This window comes from Buttiauxella brennerae ATCC 51605, from assembly GCF_001654925.1.
GTDB lineage: Bacteria > Pseudomonadota > Gammaproteobacteria > Enterobacterales > Enterobacteriaceae > Buttiauxella > Buttiauxella brennerae.
In genome coordinates this window covers 80,874-97,931 of record NZ_LXER01000005.1, presented here as the reverse complement: position 1 = coordinate 97,931, position 17,058 = coordinate 80,874, and the positions used below count along the sequence as shown (strand labels likewise).

13 protein-coding genes are annotated in these 17,058 nt (G+C 49.4%); 9 read left to right on the top strand and 4 right to left on the bottom strand.

Going from position 1 to position 17,058, the window contains the following annotated elements:
* Window positions 1-4: 4 nt before the first annotated feature.
* Complete coding sequence (gene aceE / locus M975_RS00835; protein WP_064556739.1) at window positions 5-2,668, bottom strand: pyruvate dehydrogenase (acetyl-transferring), homodimeric type; 2,664 nt, start codon at window positions 2,666-2,668, stop codon at window positions 5-7.
* Window positions 2,669-2,817: 149 nt separating this feature from the next.
* Window positions 2,818-3,582, bottom strand: a complete 765-nt coding sequence (gene pdhR / locus M975_RS00830; protein WP_064516235.1) for a pyruvate dehydrogenase complex transcriptional repressor PdhR — start codon at window positions 3,580-3,582, stop codon at window positions 2,818-2,820.
* A 583-nt stretch (window positions 3,583-4,165) separates the two neighbouring features.
* On the opposite strand from pdhR, the gene aroP reads away from it, so the two are divergent.
* From aroP to M975_RS00805, 5 genes are all read left to right on the top strand, one after another.
* Complete coding sequence (gene aroP / locus M975_RS00825; RefSeq protein WP_064556737.1) at window positions 4,166-5,524, top strand: aromatic amino acid transporter AroP; 1,359 nt, start codon at window positions 4,166-4,168, stop codon at window positions 5,522-5,524.
* A gap of 176 nt (window positions 5,525-5,700) precedes the next feature.
* Window positions 5,701-7,101: a glycoside-pentoside-hexuronide (GPH):cation symporter gene (locus M975_RS00820; RefSeq protein WP_064556736.1), complete on the top strand. Its 1,401-nt coding sequence runs from the start codon at window positions 5,701-5,703 to the stop codon at window positions 7,099-7,101.
* 10 nt (window positions 7,102-7,111) lie between these two features.
* Entirely contained in the window at window positions 7,112-8,068 is a 957-nt protein-coding gene (locus M975_RS00815) for a glycoside hydrolase family 43 protein (RefSeq protein WP_064556734.1), read from the top strand.
* A gap of 337 nt (window positions 8,069-8,405) precedes the next feature.
* Window positions 8,406-9,839 (top strand): glycoside-pentoside-hexuronide (GPH):cation symporter, encoded by a 1,434-nt coding sequence (locus tag M975_RS00810; protein ID WP_064556732.1) that lies wholly within the window; start codon window positions 8,406-8,408, stop codon window positions 9,837-9,839.
* Window positions 9,832-11,379, top strand: coding sequence for a glycoside hydrolase family 43 protein (locus M975_RS00805; RefSeq protein WP_064556730.1), 1,548 nt, complete (start codon window positions 9,832-9,834; stop codon window positions 11,377-11,379). The genes M975_RS00810 and M975_RS00805 overlap by 8 nt, the downstream gene beginning before the upstream one ends.
* A 69-nt stretch (window positions 11,380-11,448) precedes the next feature.
* On the opposite strand, the gene ampE is transcribed toward M975_RS00805, so the two are convergent.
* Window positions 11,449-12,303 carry a beta-lactamase regulator AmpE gene (ampE, locus tag M975_RS00800; protein ID WP_064556729.1) on the bottom strand — a complete coding sequence of 285 codons (855 nt, stop codon included), beginning with the start codon at window positions 12,301-12,303 and terminating at the stop codon, window positions 11,449-11,451.
* The gene (gene ampD / locus M975_RS00795; protein ID WP_064556727.1) at window positions 12,300-12,863 is read right to left on the bottom strand and encodes a 1,6-anhydro-N-acetylmuramyl-L-alanine amidase AmpD; all 564 of its coding nucleotides are present in this window, start codon (window positions 12,861-12,863) and stop codon (window positions 12,300-12,302) included. The genes ampE and ampD overlap by 4 nt, the downstream gene beginning before the upstream one ends.
* Before the next feature lie 82 nt (window positions 12,864-12,945).
* On the opposite strand from ampD, the gene nadC reads away from it, so the two are divergent.
* From nadC to hofC, 4 genes are all read left to right on the top strand, one after another.
* A complete protein-coding gene (nadC, locus tag M975_RS00790) occupies window positions 12,946-13,836 on the top strand; it encodes a carboxylating nicotinate-nucleotide diphosphorylase (RefSeq protein ID WP_064556725.1) in 891 nt (296 codons plus the stop codon).
* Window positions 13,837-14,025: 189 nt separating this feature from the next.
* Window positions 14,026-14,475, top strand: coding sequence for a prepilin peptidase-dependent pilin (gene ppdD, locus M975_RS00785; protein ID WP_064556723.1), 450 nt, complete (start codon window positions 14,026-14,028; stop codon window positions 14,473-14,475).
* A 3-nt stretch (window positions 14,476-14,478) separates the two neighbouring features.
* Window positions 14,479-15,858 carry a type II secretion system protein GspE gene (gene gspE / locus M975_RS00780; RefSeq protein WP_064556722.1) on the top strand — a complete coding sequence of 460 codons (1,380 nt, stop codon included), beginning with the start codon at window positions 14,479-14,481 and terminating at the stop codon, window positions 15,856-15,858.
* Entirely contained in the window at window positions 15,851-17,056 is a 1,206-nt protein-coding gene (hofC, locus tag M975_RS00775) for a protein transport protein HofC (RefSeq protein WP_064556721.1), read from the top strand. The genes gspE and hofC overlap by 8 nt, the downstream gene beginning before the upstream one ends.
* The last annotated feature ends 2 nt before the right edge of the window (window positions 17,057-17,058 follow it).

The window sequence follows — 17,058 nt, the reverse complement described above, 5'->3', positions numbered from 1 at the left end:
CCTCTTATGCCAGACGCGGGTTGACTTTATCTGCATCGATGTTGAATTTGATGATAGCGTCAGCTACCACTTTCTTATCGATTTCGCCACGTTTAGCCAGTTCGCCAAGTGCTGCAACAACCACATAAGATGCGTCCACTTCGAAGTGGTGACGCAGGTTTTCGCGGCTGTCTGAGCGACCGAAGCCATCAGTACCCAGTACGCGGTAATCGCTTGCTGGGATGAAGTTACGGATCTGCTCAGCGAACAGTTTCATATAGTCAGTAGATGCCACTGCTGGTGCATCGCTCAATACCTGAGCAACGTACGGTACACGTGGTTCTGCCGTTGGGTGCAGCATGTTCCAGCGCTCACAATCCTGGCCATCACGAGCCAGTTCGGTGAAGGAAGTTACGCTGAACACGTCAGAGCCAACGCCGTAATCTTTAGCCAGGATCTGAGCTGCTTCACGTACGTGACGCAGGATAGAACCAGAACCCATCAGCTGAACTTTACCTTTAGTACCTTCAACTGTTTCCAGTTTGTAGATACCTTTACGGATGCCTTCTTCCGCGCCTTCTGGCATGGCTGGCATGTGGTAGTTTTCGTTCAGCGTAGTGATGTAGTAGTAAATGTTCTCTTGCGCTTCACCGTACATACGTACCAGGCCGTCATGCATGATGACTGCAACTTCGTAAGCGTAAGATGGATCGTAAGAGATACAGTTAGGGATAGTCAGAGACTGAATATGGCTGTGGCCATCTTCGTGCTGCAAACCTTCACCGTTCAGAGTTGTACGACCGGAAGTCCCGCCGACCAGGAAGCCACGCGCCTGTTGGTCACCCGCTGCCCAGCACAGGTCGCCAATACGTTGGAAACCGAACATGGAGTAGTAGATGTAGAACGGGATCATTGGCAGATCGTTGGTGCTGTAAGAGGTCGCAGCAGCCAGCCAGGAAGAACCTGCGCCCAGCTCGTTGATACCTTCCTGCAGGATCTGGCCTTTCTCGTCTTCTTTATAGTAAGCAACCTGCTCACGGTCCTGCGGGGTGTACTGCTGGCCGTTCGGGCTGTAAATACCAATCTGACGGAACAGACCTTCCATACCGAAAGTACGCGCTTCATCGGCAATGATTGGAACCAGACGGTCTTTGATAGACGGGTTCTTCAGCATCACGTTCAGGGCACGAACGAAAGCGATAGTGGTGGAGATTTCTTTGTTCTGCTCTTCTAACAGAGAGCTGAAGTCTGCAAGTGTTGGCAGTTCCAGTTTCTCGGTGAATTTTGGCAGGCGAGTCGGCAGGTAGCCGTTCAGTTTTTCACGCTGGCCATGCAGATATTTGTGCTCTTCGCTGCCTTCTTCAAACTTAATGTAAGGCAGTTTTTCGATTTCCGCATCGGTCACTGGAACATTGAAACGGTCACGGACATAACGCACGCCGTCCATGTTCATTTTCTTAACCTGGTGCGCGATGTTTTTACCTTCGGCAGTTTCACCCATGCCATAACCTTTAACGGTATGAGCCAGGATGACAGTTGCTTTGCCTTTGGTTTCTTGTGCATTTCGCAGTGCAGCGTAGATTTTCTTCGGATCGTGGCCGCCACGGTTCAGTGCCCAAATCTCATCGTCGGACATATCTTTAACCAGTGCAGCAGTTTCTGGATAACGACCGAAGAAGTGCTCACGTACGTAAGCGCCATTTTTGGACTTGAAGGTCTGGTAGTCACCGTCAACGGTTTCGCCCATCAACTGCAGCAGCTTACCGCTGGTATCTTTACGCAGCAGCGCATCCCAACGAGAGCCCCAAATCACTTTAATCACGTTCCAGCCAGCACCCGCGAAGATACCTTCCAGTTCGTTAATGATTTTGCCGTTACCGGTTACTGGGCCATCAAGACGCTGCAAGTTACAGTTGATGATGAAGCACAGGTTGTCCAGTTTTTCACGGGTAGCGATGGTGATCGCACCTTTAGATTCTGGCTCATCCATTTCACCGTCGCCCAGGAACGCGTAAACGCGCTGTGCGGAGGTGTCTTTCAGGCCACGGTGTTCCAGGTATTTCTGGAATTTAGCCTGATAGATTGCACCGATTGGACCCAGACCCATAGATACGGTCGGGAACTGCCAGAATTCAGGCATCAATTTCGGGTGCGGATAAGAGGACAGACCATTACCGTGAACTTCCTGACGGAAATTGTTCATCTGGTCTTCAGTCAGGCGGCCTTCAAGGAAAGCACGTGCGTAAACGCCTGGGGAGATGTGGCCCTGGAAATACACCAGATCGCCGCCATCTTTCTCGTTGCGTGCGCGGAAGAAGTGGTTGAAACACACGTCATACACGGTTGCAGAAGACTGGAAAGAGGACATATGGCCGCCCAGGTCGAGGTCTTTTTTAGACGCACGCAGGACAGTCATGATGGCGTTCCAACGGATAGCAGAACGAATACGGCGTTCCAGCTCCAGATTCCCCGGGTATTCCGGTTCATCTTCAACGGCGATGGAGTTTACGTACTGACGGGCAGCAGAACCTTCTGCAACTTTTACTCCGCCTTTACGGGCTTCGCTCAGTAACTGATCAATCAGGTACTGTGCGCGCTCAACACCTTCTTCACGGATGACCGATTCGATCGCCTGTTGCCAGTCGCGAGTTTCGATCGGATCCACGTCATTTGGGAAACGTTCTGACATGGGTGGTATTCCTTATCTGTGTCTAATACGTTGATTTTCTGGAACCTGTCCCATTGTATTTTCCTTGGAAAAACACAATAAGACAGGTTCTGCGTTTAGTTGCCGCGCTCTAAAAATTGGCGCTTTTGAGAATCTGAAATTTCAGACTCTTATTCCTTACGTTGCTGCAAGCGCCGCAGAGAACGTTCTCGACGACTCTGTTCGCGGCTGCGATCCAGCAATATTTCTTCGATAAATGCCAGGTGACGGTGCGACGCTTCGCGCGCCTGCTCCGGCTGGCGAGCCATAATCGCCGCAAAAATGCTGGCGCGATGGCTGCTCACTTGCGCCAGCATTTCACGGCGCGCATAGAGCAATTCAAAATTCTGACGAACGTTTTGTTCGAGCATCGGTGACATACAGCGCAACAAGTGTAGTAGCACAACGTTGTGGGCGGCTTCCGTCACGGCGATTTGATACTGCATAACCGCATCGGATTCTGCATCCAGATCGCCGGACTCTTGCGCTTTTTGAATGGCTAAATGGCAGTCGCCAATACGTTTGAGGTCTTCGTCTGTACCACGCAATGCAGCGTAATAGGCAGCGATACCTTCAAGGGCGTGGCGGGTTTCAAGCAGATCAAACTGGGATTCAGGATGGTCAGACAGCAGTTCGACCAGCGGGTCGCTTAAACTTTGCCAAAGACTGTTCTGGACAAAAGTACCGCCGCCCTGACGACGAAGCAGGAGTCCTTTCGCTTCGAGACGCTGAATGGCCTCGCGCAGTGAAGGACGAGAAACGTCGAATTGTTTCGCCAATTCGCGTTCTGGTGGGAGTTTTTCGCCGGGACGCAAGGTTCCCTCGAGGATGAGAAACTCCAACTGCTGCTCAATCACATCGGATAATTTTGGTTGGCGGATTTTGCTGTAGGCCATGTGTTCCCTGTTTCTGCCATTAGCGCTTATGCCCTTCAAACCTTAAATTATTCGGGCAAAGTCAATTGGTATGACCAATTTCACATTCTTGACGCTAAAGTAACAAAGTATTCACCTTCTGTCCATATTGGTTTTGATTGAAATCATTAAACCCGGCACATTTTAACAACATTACAGAAATGACGTTTCAAAGATGTAACTTTGCACAAATGTCACATTTACTCGCATCCAGACGCATTTAACTTTTGCGAAACACTAAAAACTGCCTTTTATTGCAATTTGAACCGATTCATCAGTTTAAAATATGAATATTAATTCATCGATATCGCTTAACGTGGATAAATAACAGGCGGAAATAGATAACAAGACGGGATAGCGACTGCTTTCTTTTTATTCAACTCGTCACGACAAGAATAGAAAGCAGGTGCAAACACTCGCGCTTACCACTATTCTTTGCGCTGCGGTAGTCTCACGCGCAAAATACTGGAATTAAAAACCGTAAAATAAATACTACACATTACGGCATTACAAACTTACAGAGGCGCAATCAGCGCCCTGAAAATAACCACACACGAGGTTAAAGATGGAACAAGGCGACACGCTGAAACGCGGCCTTAAAAACCGCCATATCCAGCTCATTGCGCTAGGTGGAGCTATTGGGACAGGCCTGTTTCTGGGCAGCGCGTCTGTCATCCAGTCCGCCGGTCCCGGTATTATTCTGGGTTACGCGATTGCAGGCTTTATCGCATTTTTGATTATGCGCCAGTTAGGTGAAATGGTTGTTGAAGAGCCTGTAGCAGGTTCATTTAGCCACTTTGCTTATAAATACTGGGGTGGGTTTGCAGGCTTTGCTTCTGGCTGGAACTACTGGGTGCTGTATGTGCTGGTAGCCATGGCGGAACTGACTGCGGTCGGTAAATACATTCAGTTCTGGTACCCGGAAATCCCAACCTGGGCATCTGCTGCCGTCTTCTTTGTCGTGATCAACGCCATTAACCTCACTAACGTAAAAGTGTTTGGTGAAATGGAGTTCTGGTTCGCGATCATTAAAGTTGTCGCCGTAGTTGCCATGATTGTGTTTGGTGCCTGGTTGCTGTTTGGCGGCCACGCAGGCCCACAAGCGACTGTACGTAACCTTTGGGAACAAGGCGGATTCTTACCACACGGTTTCACCGGGCTGGTTATGATGATGGCCATTATCATGTTCTCCTTCGGTGGGCTTGAGTTGGTCGGGATTACGGCTGCGGAAGCAGACAACCCGCAGGTCAGCATCCCTAAAGCGACCAACCAGGTTATCTACCGTATTCTGATTTTCTATGTGGGTTCACTGGCAGTGTTGCTGTCTCTGATGCCATGGACTCGCGTTACCGCAGACACCAGCCCGTTTGTCCTTATCTTCCATGAACTGGGCGATACCTTTGTTGCAAACGCACTTAACGTTGTTGTTCTGACCGCCGCACTGTCTGTTTATAACAGCTGTGTTTACTGTAACAGCCGTATGCTGTTCGGCCTGGCTCAACAAGGTAACGCACCAAAAGCACTGCAGAAAGTTGATAAGCGTGGCGTTCCGGTAAATACCATTCTGGTCTCTGCACTGTTCACTGCGTTGTGTGTATTGATTAACTACCTTGCACCTGCTGAAGCCTTTGGCTTGCTGATGGCGCTGGTGGTCTCTGCACTGGTAATCAACTGGGCAATGATCAGCCTCGCGCACATCAAGTTCCGCCGTGCGAAAGAACAACAAGGCGTGAAAACCCTCTTCCCTGCTCTGTTTTATCCGTTGGGTAACTATGTCTGCCTGCTGTTTATGGCGGCAGTGCTGGTTATCATGGCAATGACCCCTGGCATGGCGATCTCCGTATGGTTGATTCCTGTTTGGGTGGTTGTTCTCGGTATCGGTTACTTCATCAAACAGAAGAACCTGAAGAGCGTTAAAGCATAATTCTCTCTTCTGCTCAAAGCGCCCCGGCGAGCCTTTGCTCATCGGGGCGCTTTGTTATCTGCTTCACACTTCCTTAACAATGACAGAATTGTCCATCTCTGTGACGGATTACCGACACGCAAAAATTTCCTGATAGCCCAATACTCTTGTCCATATTCTGGTCTGGAGTTATTCCCATGGAAAGCAGCAAATTATCGATTAAAGAAAAGATTGGCTATGGCATGGGTGATGCCGGATGCAACATCATCTTTGGCGCCATTATGTTGTTTGTTAACTATTTTTATACGGACATTTTTGGGCTCGCCCCGGCATTGGTCGGTGTAATGCTGCTCTCTATCAGGGTCATTGATGCAATAACCGACCCAATTATGGGGGCGATTGCCGATCGTACCCAAACTCGATGGGGGCGTTTTCGTCCATGGATTTTGTGGATGGCAGCCCCGTTTGCCTTCTTCAGTTTCCTGATGTTCACCACACCTGACTGGGCTTATAACAGCAAAGTTATCTATGCGTTCGTCACTTATTTCCTGCTCTCTTTAACCTATACCGCAATCAACATTCCTTACTGCTCGCTAGGGAGTGTTATCACCAACGACCCGAAAGAACGCGTCGCCTGTCAGTCATATCGCTTTGTCATGGTTGGCATTGCCACCTTGATGCTCTCGCTCTCTCTGCTGCCCATGGTCGACTGGTTTGGCGGTGGCGACAAAGCGAAAGGCTATCAATGGGCAATGGGCATATTAGCGGTGATTGGTATGTGCATGTTCCTGTACTGCTTCTCAACGGTCAGAGAACGTGTTCGCCCGGCAGTACCCAGTAATGATGACCTGAAAGCGGACCTGAAAGATGTCTGGAAAAACGACCAGTGGGTACGCATTCTTCTGCTGACGCTGTGCAACGTCTGCCCGGGCTTCATCCGTATGGCGGCAACCATGTACTACGTCACCTGGGTCATGGGGCAAAGTACCAGCTTTGCGACATTATTTATTAGCCTCGGCGTGGTCGGCATGATGGGCGGCAGTATGCTGGCTAAAGTGTTAACCGACCGTATCTGCAAACTGAAAGTGTTCTTCTGGACGAACATCGTGCTGGCCATTTTCTCCTGCGGTTTCTACTTCCTCGACCCGCATGCCACCACACTGATTGTTGTGATGTACTTCCTGCTGAACATCCTGCACCAGATCCCTTCCCCGCTGCACTGGTCACTGATGGCCGATGTGGATGACTATGGCGAGTGGAAAACAGGTAAACGCATCACCGGCATTAGCTTCTCCGGCAACTTATTCTTCCTGAAACTGGGGCTGGCGATTGCTGGCGCGATGGTTGGTTTCCTGCTTTCCTGGTACGGCTACGATGCCGGAGCAAAACAGCAAAGCCCTGAGTCAATTAACGGTATTGTGATGCTATTTACCATCATCCCAGGTGTTGGTTATCTGATTACCGCAGGCGTCGTGCGTCTGATGAAAGTTGACCGTGAATTAATGCAGCGCATCCAGGCAGATCTTGAGAAACGCCGCATCAACTACCGTGAGCTGAATGAGTATCACGATAGCAAACCTATTGAAGCCAAACTGTAAGGAAAGCCTGATGAATCAGGAGCAATGGCCTAACCCATTTATTGAACAGCGAGCCGATCCGTTCATTTTGCTGCATGACGGCTGGTATTATTTTATTGCCTCAGTACCGGAGTACGACAGGCTGGAGATCCGCCGCGCGCAGACAATAAGCGAATTGCCAAATGCACACCCTTCTGTGGTCTGGCGCAAACCGGATCATGGCCCGATGAGCGAGCTTATCTGGGCGCCAGAACTGCATCACATTGACGGAAAGTGGTACATCTATTTCGCCGCCACCCATACGCAGGCGTTGGATCAGTTGAATATGTTCCAGCACCGGATGTTTGCGCTTGAGTGCGCAGACGCCGACCCACTAACCGGCTCATGGGTTGAAAAAGGCCAGGTAAAAACGCAGTTCGACAGCTTCTGTCTTGATGCGACAACCTTCAATCATCACGGTAAGCAGTGGTATTTATGGGCGCAGAAAGACCCTGATATTGCCGGTAATTCGAATATCTATCTTGCAGAACTGGAAACGCCGTGGACCATCAAAGGCAAACCGGTGATGTTAAGCAAGCCGGAGCTGGATTGGGAATGCAGAGGTTTTCTGGTTAACGAAGGGCCTGCGGTCGTGGTTCATGGCGATAAGCTGTTTGTGAGCTATTCCGCCAGCGCCACCGATGAAAACTACTGTATCGGCTTGTTGTGGATCGACCTGAATGCCGACCCAACTAACCCTGCTAATTGGCATAAATCGCCACAGCCTGTGTTTGCCACCGGCTACGAGAACAAGCAGTTTGGGCCGGGCCACAACAGTTTTACCAAAACTAAAGACGGGAAAGATGTGCTGGTGTATCACGCGCGAAACTACACGGAAATTGAAGGCGACCCGCTGTATGACCCGAATCGCCATACACGCCTGAAAACACTCGAATGGGATGAATACGGTATGCCGGTGTTCGGCATACCGCCTGCAGATAATCGTTAGAATTCCCAATGCCCTTCACTTTGAAGGGCATTTTTTTGTTTAAACAATTCTATTGTAGGTCGGATTAGCTTAGCGATATCAGTAATTAAGCCAATGAAAAATGTTGAGTGGTGCTAATCCTTATCCACCTTACAAAAACTCTTCAGTGGCCTTTATGTGCAATTTGGTGTTTTTTGGTTTTAAAAAGGTGATAGCTGTCAGACCAATTTATTCTTGTTATGTGACAACTTTCTCAATCGGCAAAAAACATAACTCCTGGAGCAAATATCACAATAGCGTAATAAACCATCAGTCCATAGAGTGAGTAAATAACACACTCAATGCCTGGAGAAATAAAATGAGTACAGCAAGGAAACTCTCCGTTGCGGAAAAAATTGGCTTCGGTATGGGCGATGCCGCATGCGGAATAGTTTATTCCTCAGTCACCATGTTTTTAACGTATTTCTATACTGATATTTACGGGCTATCCGCTGCCGCAGTGGGAATAATGTTTCTGGTTACCCGCGTTCTTGATGCAATTACCGACCCACTTACCGGATTGGTTGCCGATCGGGTACACACGCGCTGGGGGCATTTCCGACCATGGTTAATTTGGTTTGCAATTCCTTATGCGGTGCTGGCGGTATTAACCTTCAGTACACCGGATTTTGGTGAATCAGGAAAACTGCTTTATGCTTATATTACCTATACATTATTAATGCTTTGCTACACATTTATTAACATTCCGTATTGCGCACTGGGTGGCGTGATTACCACGGATGAAAAAGATCGTTTATCTGCCCAATCTTATCGCTTCACTATTTCGTCACTCGCCGGATTAGTTGTTTCTGTCGCAACATTATTTTTAGTTGACTGGCTGGGTAAAGAAAATAAACAGTTCGGCTTTCAGGCAACCATGGCGATTATGGGAACACTCGCCGTCATCATGCTATTTTTCTGCTTCTTTAGCACCTCTGAACGTGTTCGCCCAAAAGTCGAAATCAACAGTAGTATGATGGATGACCTGCGAATTTTACTGGCGAATGACCAGTGGCGTATCGTGGCAGTGATCACCTTTTTCTCAAGTATGGCAGGCGTAATGCGCAGTGCAGCAACATTGTACTACGCTACTTACTTGATGCTCGGCGGTATCGAAAGTGCTGCTGGAACCGCGATGAAATCCGCATTTGTTTCAACAAGCGTTGTTGGCACCATTATCGGCAGCATCGCCGCAGGCTATTTGGCACAACGCTATCGTGCTGTATCATTATTTAAAAATATTAACTTATTGCTGGTTGTTATCGGTGTGGTGATGTTCTTTGTTCCACCAACCTGGCTTGCTATTGTATTCCCGCTTTATTTCCTCGTCGGTTTCTTCCACCAAATGTATCAACCTTTCAAATGGAACATGATGGCTAACGCGGCAGATTACGGCGAATGGAAATTTGGTCGCCGAATTACAGGGCTATCGTTCTCCGGAAACCTATTTGCATTAAAAATGGGCATGGCCGTTGCTGGGGCATTTGTCGGTTTCTCACTTGGATGGTTCGGTTATCAGGCGGGTAACCCAACGCAAACAACGCTTGCTACCAATGGCATTATTGGTTTATTAACCATCGGCCCGTCTATTTCCTATCTGGTACTCTACTGGTTAAGCCGTTTCTATATTCTTGATGACAAAATGATGAACCAAATTCAGCGTGATCTCGCTCATCGTGAACAAGTTGAAGAAATTAATACCCCAGCAGTTACACCAGCTTTAATTTCTACAGGTGCTAATAATCATGGTTAATATCACAAATCGCCCTGGATATTACAAAAACCCAATTATCCATGCAGATTATTCAGATCCAGATATTGTGCGCACAGGCGATGATTTTTATATGGTTTCATCGAGCTTTAACCATTTTCCCGCGCTGCCCATTCTGCATTCGAAAGACTTAGTAAACTGGAAAATCATCAACCACGTATTCTCTCGCTTTGATAACAATACTTACGACACCATGCAGCCGGGAAAAGGTGTCTGGGCACCGTCGGTTCGCTATCACGATGGAAAGTTCTGGGTATTTTTCAGCACGCCAGATGAAGGCATTTTCATGTCGTTTACGGAAGATCCTCATGGAGAATGGAGCGCGCCACACTGCGTGAAAGCCGCAAAAGGATGGATTGACCCCTGCCCGCTTTGGGATGAAGACGGGCGAGCCTGGCTGGTTCATGCTTTTGCCCACAGTCGTAGCGGCAGAAAACATCAGTTGCAGTTACTTGAGATGTCGCCGGATGGGCGCTCGATCCTGAACGAAGGGCGAGTTATTTACGACGGAGCGCTGGATCAGCCGACGATCGAAGGGCCAAAGTTCTACAAATGCAACGGCTGGTATTACATCTTCGCGCCTGCTGGAGGGGTTGAAACCGGCTGGCAATCAGTATTGCGCGCCAAAAATCTGCAAGGCCCATGGGAAGCCAGAGTGGTTTTACAACAAGGAGAAACTCAGATTAACGGCCCGCATCAGGGCGGTTTTGTTGAACTCGATAACGGCGAATGTTTGTTTGTGCATTTTCAGGATGCCGACCTTTATGGGCGTATTGTGCATCTACAACCCATGCGCTGGCTGGAAAATGGTTGGCCGATCATTGGCGAAAACCAAACGGCTGAAGGAATTGGACAGCCCGTAACTGAACATCGCCTCCCTTCAATCGCAAAAGATCCGCAGGGCAATGAAACGCCGCAAACCAGCGATAGCTTTGCCGAAGGCCGCCCAGGTTTACAGTGGCAATGGCAGGCTCATCCCCAGCAAAAATGGCTACAATCCGCCACAAATACGCTGGCACTAACCTGCCAGATAATGCCGGAATACCAGGGCGAGCAGGCGTTGTACACTCAACCAAATCTGCTACTGCAAAAATTTCCTGCACGTGAGTTCAGCGCAACCACCAGACTAGAGGCGGCGTTCGTTCAACCGGGCGAACTCAGTGGCCTGATAATTTACGGCGAACGCTACGCAGCGCTGGCGCTTGAGCAGTATGAAGGAAAGCGCAAAATTACTTTTATATCCGCCTGGATGAGCGATACCGGGGTACTTCATCAGCAACAACGAGATATTGCCGACTGGCCGCAAAACACGCCACTTTGGCTAAAGGTGGATGTAAAACCTGGCGGAATTTGTCATTTCAGTTTTAGCGAAAATGGCACTGACTGGCAAAGCGTCACGCCTTGTTTTGCTGCAGGAAAAGGTAAATGGGTTGGCGCAAAAGTGGGGGTTTTCGCCGCCTCACACCAGGCAGTAGCACAACCTGGAGTGGGTTTTTATTCACACTTTACTATCGAGGTTTAAGATTGAGAAACCCGGTGGCGCAACGCGTGCCGGGAATCCCTTTAAATAAAAAGCCTTCAATAGAGAGCATTAAACCAGAGTGCCGTAAATAGTCAGCAACGCCACCACTACCAAAACCACCAGCGACGTTTTCTTCGCCATAGAAACAGCGGCTTTCGGCGTTTTGATTTTATCGAGATGCGGCTCTCGCGCCAGCGAATACTGGGCAAGCTGAGTCAATACCTGATACTGAGAGGTATGCCTGTCGGCCAGTGAAGCAAACCACGCAGGAAGCGCCCTTTCACCGTGCCCCAGTAACGCATAAACCACGCCAACCAGGCGCACCGGCACCCAATCGAGCACATGTAAAATGGCATCAATACCGGAATGCAGACGCTGTTGCGGCGAATGATGGCGCGCAAGCCATGTCTGCCACGCGCGTAAAAATGCGTAACCTGCAAGCGTTACCGGCCCCCAAACACCACCGACGATAAACCAGAAAAGTGGCGCAAGATAAAAGCGGAAGTTAATCCACAGCAGTGCGTTTTGCAGCTCTTTTAAGTACTCGCGCTCATCGCAATCAGGAGGTACACCATGGATAAGCGTCAGTTCGCTCGCCATCGCATTACGAGCATGGCTGTCATCATGGCTCACAGCCTGTAAATAAGCGTGGTAATGCAAACGCACCTGGCCCGCGCCAATACACAACACACCAAGCGCAATCCAGAACACCAGCAACGGCACATTAAAGAACAGACCTTGCAGGGCACGAATACAGAGGAAAACCACCAGCATGCACAGCGCCGTCATAAGAAGAGTGCGCAGCAACGAAAAACTTTTTACCCGCCGGAAGAGGACTTCAAGGCGGTGATCCAACTGCCAGTGCTCGCCCTGCTTGAACAAACGTTCCCACATCATCACCAGCAGCAATGTAAACAGCGTCATTTCATCTCCTTATTTGACGTTACCTCAACCAGAGTGCGAAAACGCATCCAGTCAAATGCAGGACCGGGATCGGTTTTACGCTCCGGAGCAATATCGCAATGCCCCGTCATATGGTCAGCAATCGCCGGATAAACCTGAACCAGCGCATCAGAAATAGCAGTAAGCTGTTGATATTGCGCATCAGTATAGGGAAGCGTATCAGTACCCTCTAGTTCAATACCAATGGAAAAATCATTGCAACGTTCACGCCCCTGATACACCGAGACACCAGCATGCCAGGCACGTTTATTAAAAGGAACATATTGAACGATTTCACCATCACGGCGAATAAGACAATGTGCTGAGACGCGCAAATATGCGATTCCCGCAAAATACGGATGGGCTTGCGGATCGAGAGTTCCAGTAAACAGCGCATCAATCCATGGCCCACCAAACTCACCTGGCGGCAGGCTGATATTATGCACCACCAGCAGCGAAGGGGTTTCATCCTCCGGTCGGCAATCAAAATGTGGGGAAGGAACATGCTTAACACCCACCAGCCAGCCGTTTTTTAGCTGCATTCGCGGTCTCCTTAGAGTGGTACTTGACGTCGCATCAATGTAGCATGTTTCCACATTAACTAAGCCATTTCGGAGTTTTATCATGCCGCCTCGCCGTTACAATCCAGACCGCCGACGTGACGAGCTTCTCGAACGCATTAACCTTGATATTCCTCAAGCTGTTTCACAGGCTTTACGCGAAGACCTTGGTGGTGACGTCGATCCTAATAACGATATAACCGCACAATTACTGGATGCTGACCACCGTTCCCACGCAGTGGTGATCACCCGTGAAGATGGCGTGTTCTGTGGTAAACGCTGGGTTGAAGAGGTCTTTATCCAGCTTGGCGGAGATGTAAAAGTTGTCTGGCATGTAGAAGATGGCCAGACCGTGGTTGCAGACCAGCCGCTATTTGAACTCACTGGACTTTCACGCGTACTGCTCACGGGTGAACGGACAGCGCTTAACTTTGTGCAAACGCTGTCAGGTGTTGCCAGCGAAGTCCGTACTTACGTTGACCTGCTGGCGGGTACGAATACGCAATTGCTGGACACTCGCAAAACATTGCCAGGGCTGCGTACTGCATTGAAATACGCGGTACTGTGCGGCGGTGGCAGTAACCATCGCTTAGGCTTGTCTGACGCATTTTTGATTAAAGAGAACCACATCATCTCCTCAGGTTCTATTCGCCAGGCCGTAGAAAAAGCCTTCTGGTTCCATCCTGATGTGCCCGTTGAAGTCGAAGTGGAATCGCTTGATGAGTTAGAACAAGCGCTGCATGCAGGTGCTGACATTATCATGCTTGATAACTTCAACGTTGAAATGATGCGCCAGGCCGTAGCAATTACTCAGGGCAAAGCACGCCTGGAAGTTTCCGGCAATGTGACGAAAGAAACCATTCGTGAATTTGCTGAAACCGGTGTCGACTTTATCTCTGTTGGTGCACTGACTAAACATGTCCGCGCACTCGATCTCTCCATGCGTTTCCGCTAATTTCTACAAGGCAGGTGAGGCAAAACTCACCTGCCTTTTTCTTTCTGTTACGTCCCTGCTCGCATTTTTATTGTTAACCTCTGCAAAGTGCAAAAAAATCCTGGAAGGCGACTTCCTGAAGCATTCACTCGCCCTCGCCTCAGTCATTAATTAGCTGCAAAGTGCTGCCATCTTAATCAGGAGCAGCATATGAACAAACAACAAGGATTCACCTTAATTGAACTGATGGTTGTCATTGGAATTATTGCCATTCTTAGTGCCATCGGGATACCCAGCTACCAAAACTACCTGCGTAAAGCGGCGCTCACCGACATGCTACAAACCTTCGTCCCCTACCGAACCGCAGTAGAGCTTTGTGCGATTGAACGAGGGGGGCTCAGCGAATGCGATGCGGGGAGCAACGGTATTCCGTCACCAAAAACTACTCGCTATGTAAGCGGTATGAGTGTTGAAAAAGGTGTTGTTACGCTAACCGGGCAAGAGAGTCTCAACGGGCTCAGCGTTGCTTTAACGCCAGTCTGGAGTGATTCCGAGGGTGTAGAAGGCTGGTCACGAACGTGCACCACAGCTGATACCGGCTCACTTCAACAATCCTGCGAAGAAGTCTTCCGTTTTGATAATAGCCAGGCAGGGAATTAAGCCATGGCAAATCAGCAAATACTCGCGCTTTGTAACCAATATCAAGCGCTGTTACTTTCTGAAGATCCAGTATTGCAGATTGCTATTGCGCCAAACCCACCGGCACAGTTTTTTGAATCGTTACGTTTCATCTGTGACAAACCGATGAATGTTGAATACTGGCCTGTTGAACAACTGGAGAAGACGCGCCATTCGCGCGCGTCTTCTGGTTCCGGTGAACCACAGGAAAGCATCGCCCCGGTGGTGCAATTGCTACAAGAAATACTGCACAAAGCCATACAGCTGCGGGCATCAGACATTCACTTTGAGCCGACGGAACAAGGGTATCAGATTCGTTTTCGTGTCGATGGTGTCCTGCAACTACGGCCATTGTTGCCCCTTCACCTCGCCGCGCCGTTAACCGCCCGGCTAAAAGTTCTGGGAAATCTGGATATTGCGGAACGCCGCCTCCCGCAGGACGGGCAGATGGAGATCGAAATAGAGCAGCATAAATGTTCATTTCGTATCGCAACATTGCCGGTATATCACGGTGAAAAAGTCGTCCTGCGTTTAATGACCCAGACACAACAAACTTTTGAGTTATCAAAATTAGGCATGTCGCCCGAAGATTGCTCACGGTTTGAAAATGCGCTCGCTAACCCGCAGGGCATGATTCTGGTTACAGGACCAACCGGCAGTGGAAAAACCATCACGCTCTACAGTGCACTAAAAATACTCAACCAGGTTTCCAGCAACCTTTGTAGCGTAGAAGATCCAATTGAAATCCCGATGCGAGGGCTTAATCAGACGCAAATCAATACCAGGGCTGGCCTGAGCTTTCAGAGTGTGTTGCGGGCGTTACTGCGCCAGGACCCGGATATCATCATGGTCGGTGAAATTCGCGATGGTGATACCGCCGAAATAGCCATAAAAGCGGCACAAACCGGGCACCTGGTGCTTTCAACGTTGCACACCAACTCAACGGCGGAAACAGTGGTGCGCCTTGAGCAAATGGGAGTCGAGCGCTGGATGCTCGCTTCTGCTCTCAACATCATTGTTGCGCAGCGTCTGGTGCGAAAACTCTGCCCTCACTGTAAACAACAGAATCCAGATGACATTATTTTGCCTCTCAGCGTGTGGGCCAATGCGCTACCACGCTGGCAAGCCGTGGGCTGCGAGCGCTGCTTCGGTGGCTACTATGGGCGCAGCGCATTGTTCGAAGTCTTGCTTGTCGACCCAACGCTACAGTCGGCAATCATCAAAGGAAAACCGGCTCACGAAATACAAGCGCTGTCTCGTCAGCAAGGCATGATGACGCTGTTTGAAAGTGGCTGCCAGGCTGTTGAACAAGGGCTTACGACACTCGAAGAGTTGTATCGTGTACTCGGTGTGCCGCATGGCTAAATTTCTGCTCTGGCACTGGAAAGCCATCGATCAACATGGGCAAGTCCAATACGGGGAAATGCTGGCGGAGGATACAGCCTCCGTCAGCGACGAGCTGTTCAATGCAGATCTCCAGCTTTTGCAGCTGCGAAAAACATCGCACGCCCGGCGAGGCTGCTGGCATATTCAGCAAAAAATTCAAATATTCCGCCAACTTGCCACATTGCTTCAGGCGGGAATTTCCTTGTCTGACGGACTGTTGCTTATCGCCGAACAGCACCCTTTTTGTGAATGGCGTGCGTTGCTAAAAGACATCGAATCACGTGTCTCTAAAGGCACGCCTTTTTCAGCGGCATTACAGCATTGGCCAGACATTTTCCCGGCGCTATTTATTGCCCTCATTCACATTGGTGAACTTACCGGCAAACTCGATGAGTGCTGTAAAAGGCTCGCTGACCAACAAGAACAGCTGTATCGCCTGCGTAAAAAGGTGATGAAAGCCCTGCGCTACCCGCTGTTTATTATGGCCGTCGCATTGCTGGTCACCATTGGGATGATGAGTTTTGTGCTGCCGGAATTTGCCAATATATACCGATCTTTTAACGCCCCTTTACCCGCGATTACGATGGTCGTGATGGCAGTTTCAAACTGGGTGACAACGCAGGGCATTTGGTGGTTATTGGCGACAATAGTCATCATGGCCTGTGGGTATTTGGTCCGACGGCGAAAACCTCACTGGCAAGAGTACGAACAAAACCTGTTGCTGCGGACTCCATTGGTTTCACCACTCTGGCGTGGACAAATCCTCAGCCAAATCTATACCACATTGTCACTTTCCCAGCAGGCGGGCATTCCATTGCTGCAAGGGCTTGGGGCTGTCGAGGCAACTCTGACACCACTTCTTTGGAAGAAAGTGGTTTCGCAAATCAGTATTCAGGTGACTCAAGGTATTCCGTTTTGGCAGGCGCTTTCTGAAGGGCGACAATTTACGCGGCTGTGCTGCCAACTAGTACGTATCGGGGAAGAATCAGGTGCGCTGGATTTAATGCTTGAGAGGCTGGCTAACTGGCATCATAACAATACTGAAGAACTCGCAGACAATCTTGCATCTGCTCTGGAGCCCATCATGATGTTAGTGGTGGGGCTAATCATTGGAACACTGGTCATCGCGATGTATCTACCTATTTTCCAACTAGGCGATGCGATGAGTGCGGGATAACG

Coding starts and splice junctions, on each gene's coding strand:
- ppdD (WP_064556723.1), top strand. CDS start 14,026: ATGAACAAACAACAAGGATTCACCTTAATTGAACTGATGGTTGTCATT.
- M975_RS00820 (WP_064556736.1), top strand. CDS start 5,701: ATGGAAAGCAGCAAATTATCGATTAAAGAAAAGATTGGCTATGGCATG.
- ampE (WP_064556729.1), bottom strand. CDS start 12,303: ATGACGCTGTTTACATTGCTGCTGGTGATGATGTGGGAACGTTTGTTC.
- aroP (WP_064556737.1), top strand. CDS start 4,166: ATGGAACAAGGCGACACGCTGAAACGCGGCCTTAAAAACCGCCATATC.
- pdhR (WP_064516235.1), bottom strand. CDS start 3,582: ATGGCCTACAGCAAAATCCGCCAACCAAAATTATCCGATGTGATTGAG.
- gspE (WP_064556722.1), top strand. CDS start 14,479: ATGGCAAATCAGCAAATACTCGCGCTTTGTAACCAATATCAAGCGCTG.
- M975_RS00810 (WP_064556732.1), top strand. CDS start 8,406: ATGAGTACAGCAAGGAAACTCTCCGTTGCGGAAAAAATTGGCTTCGGT.
- M975_RS00815 (WP_064556734.1), top strand. CDS start 7,112: ATGAATCAGGAGCAATGGCCTAACCCATTTATTGAACAGCGAGCCGAT.
- M975_RS00805 (WP_064556730.1), top strand. CDS start 9,832: ATGGTTAATATCACAAATCGCCCTGGATATTACAAAAACCCAATTATC.
- nadC (WP_064556725.1), top strand. CDS start 12,946: ATGCCGCCTCGCCGTTACAATCCAGACCGCCGACGTGACGAGCTTCTC.
- ampD (WP_064556727.1), bottom strand. CDS start 12,863: ATGCAGCTAAAAAACGGCTGGCTGGTGGGTGTTAAGCATGTTCCTTCC.
- aceE (WP_064556739.1), bottom strand. CDS start 2,668: ATGTCAGAACGTTTCCCAAATGACGTGGATCCGATCGAAACTCGCGAC.
- hofC (WP_064556721.1), top strand. CDS start 15,851: ATGGCTAAATTTCTGCTCTGGCACTGGAAAGCCATCGATCAACATGGG.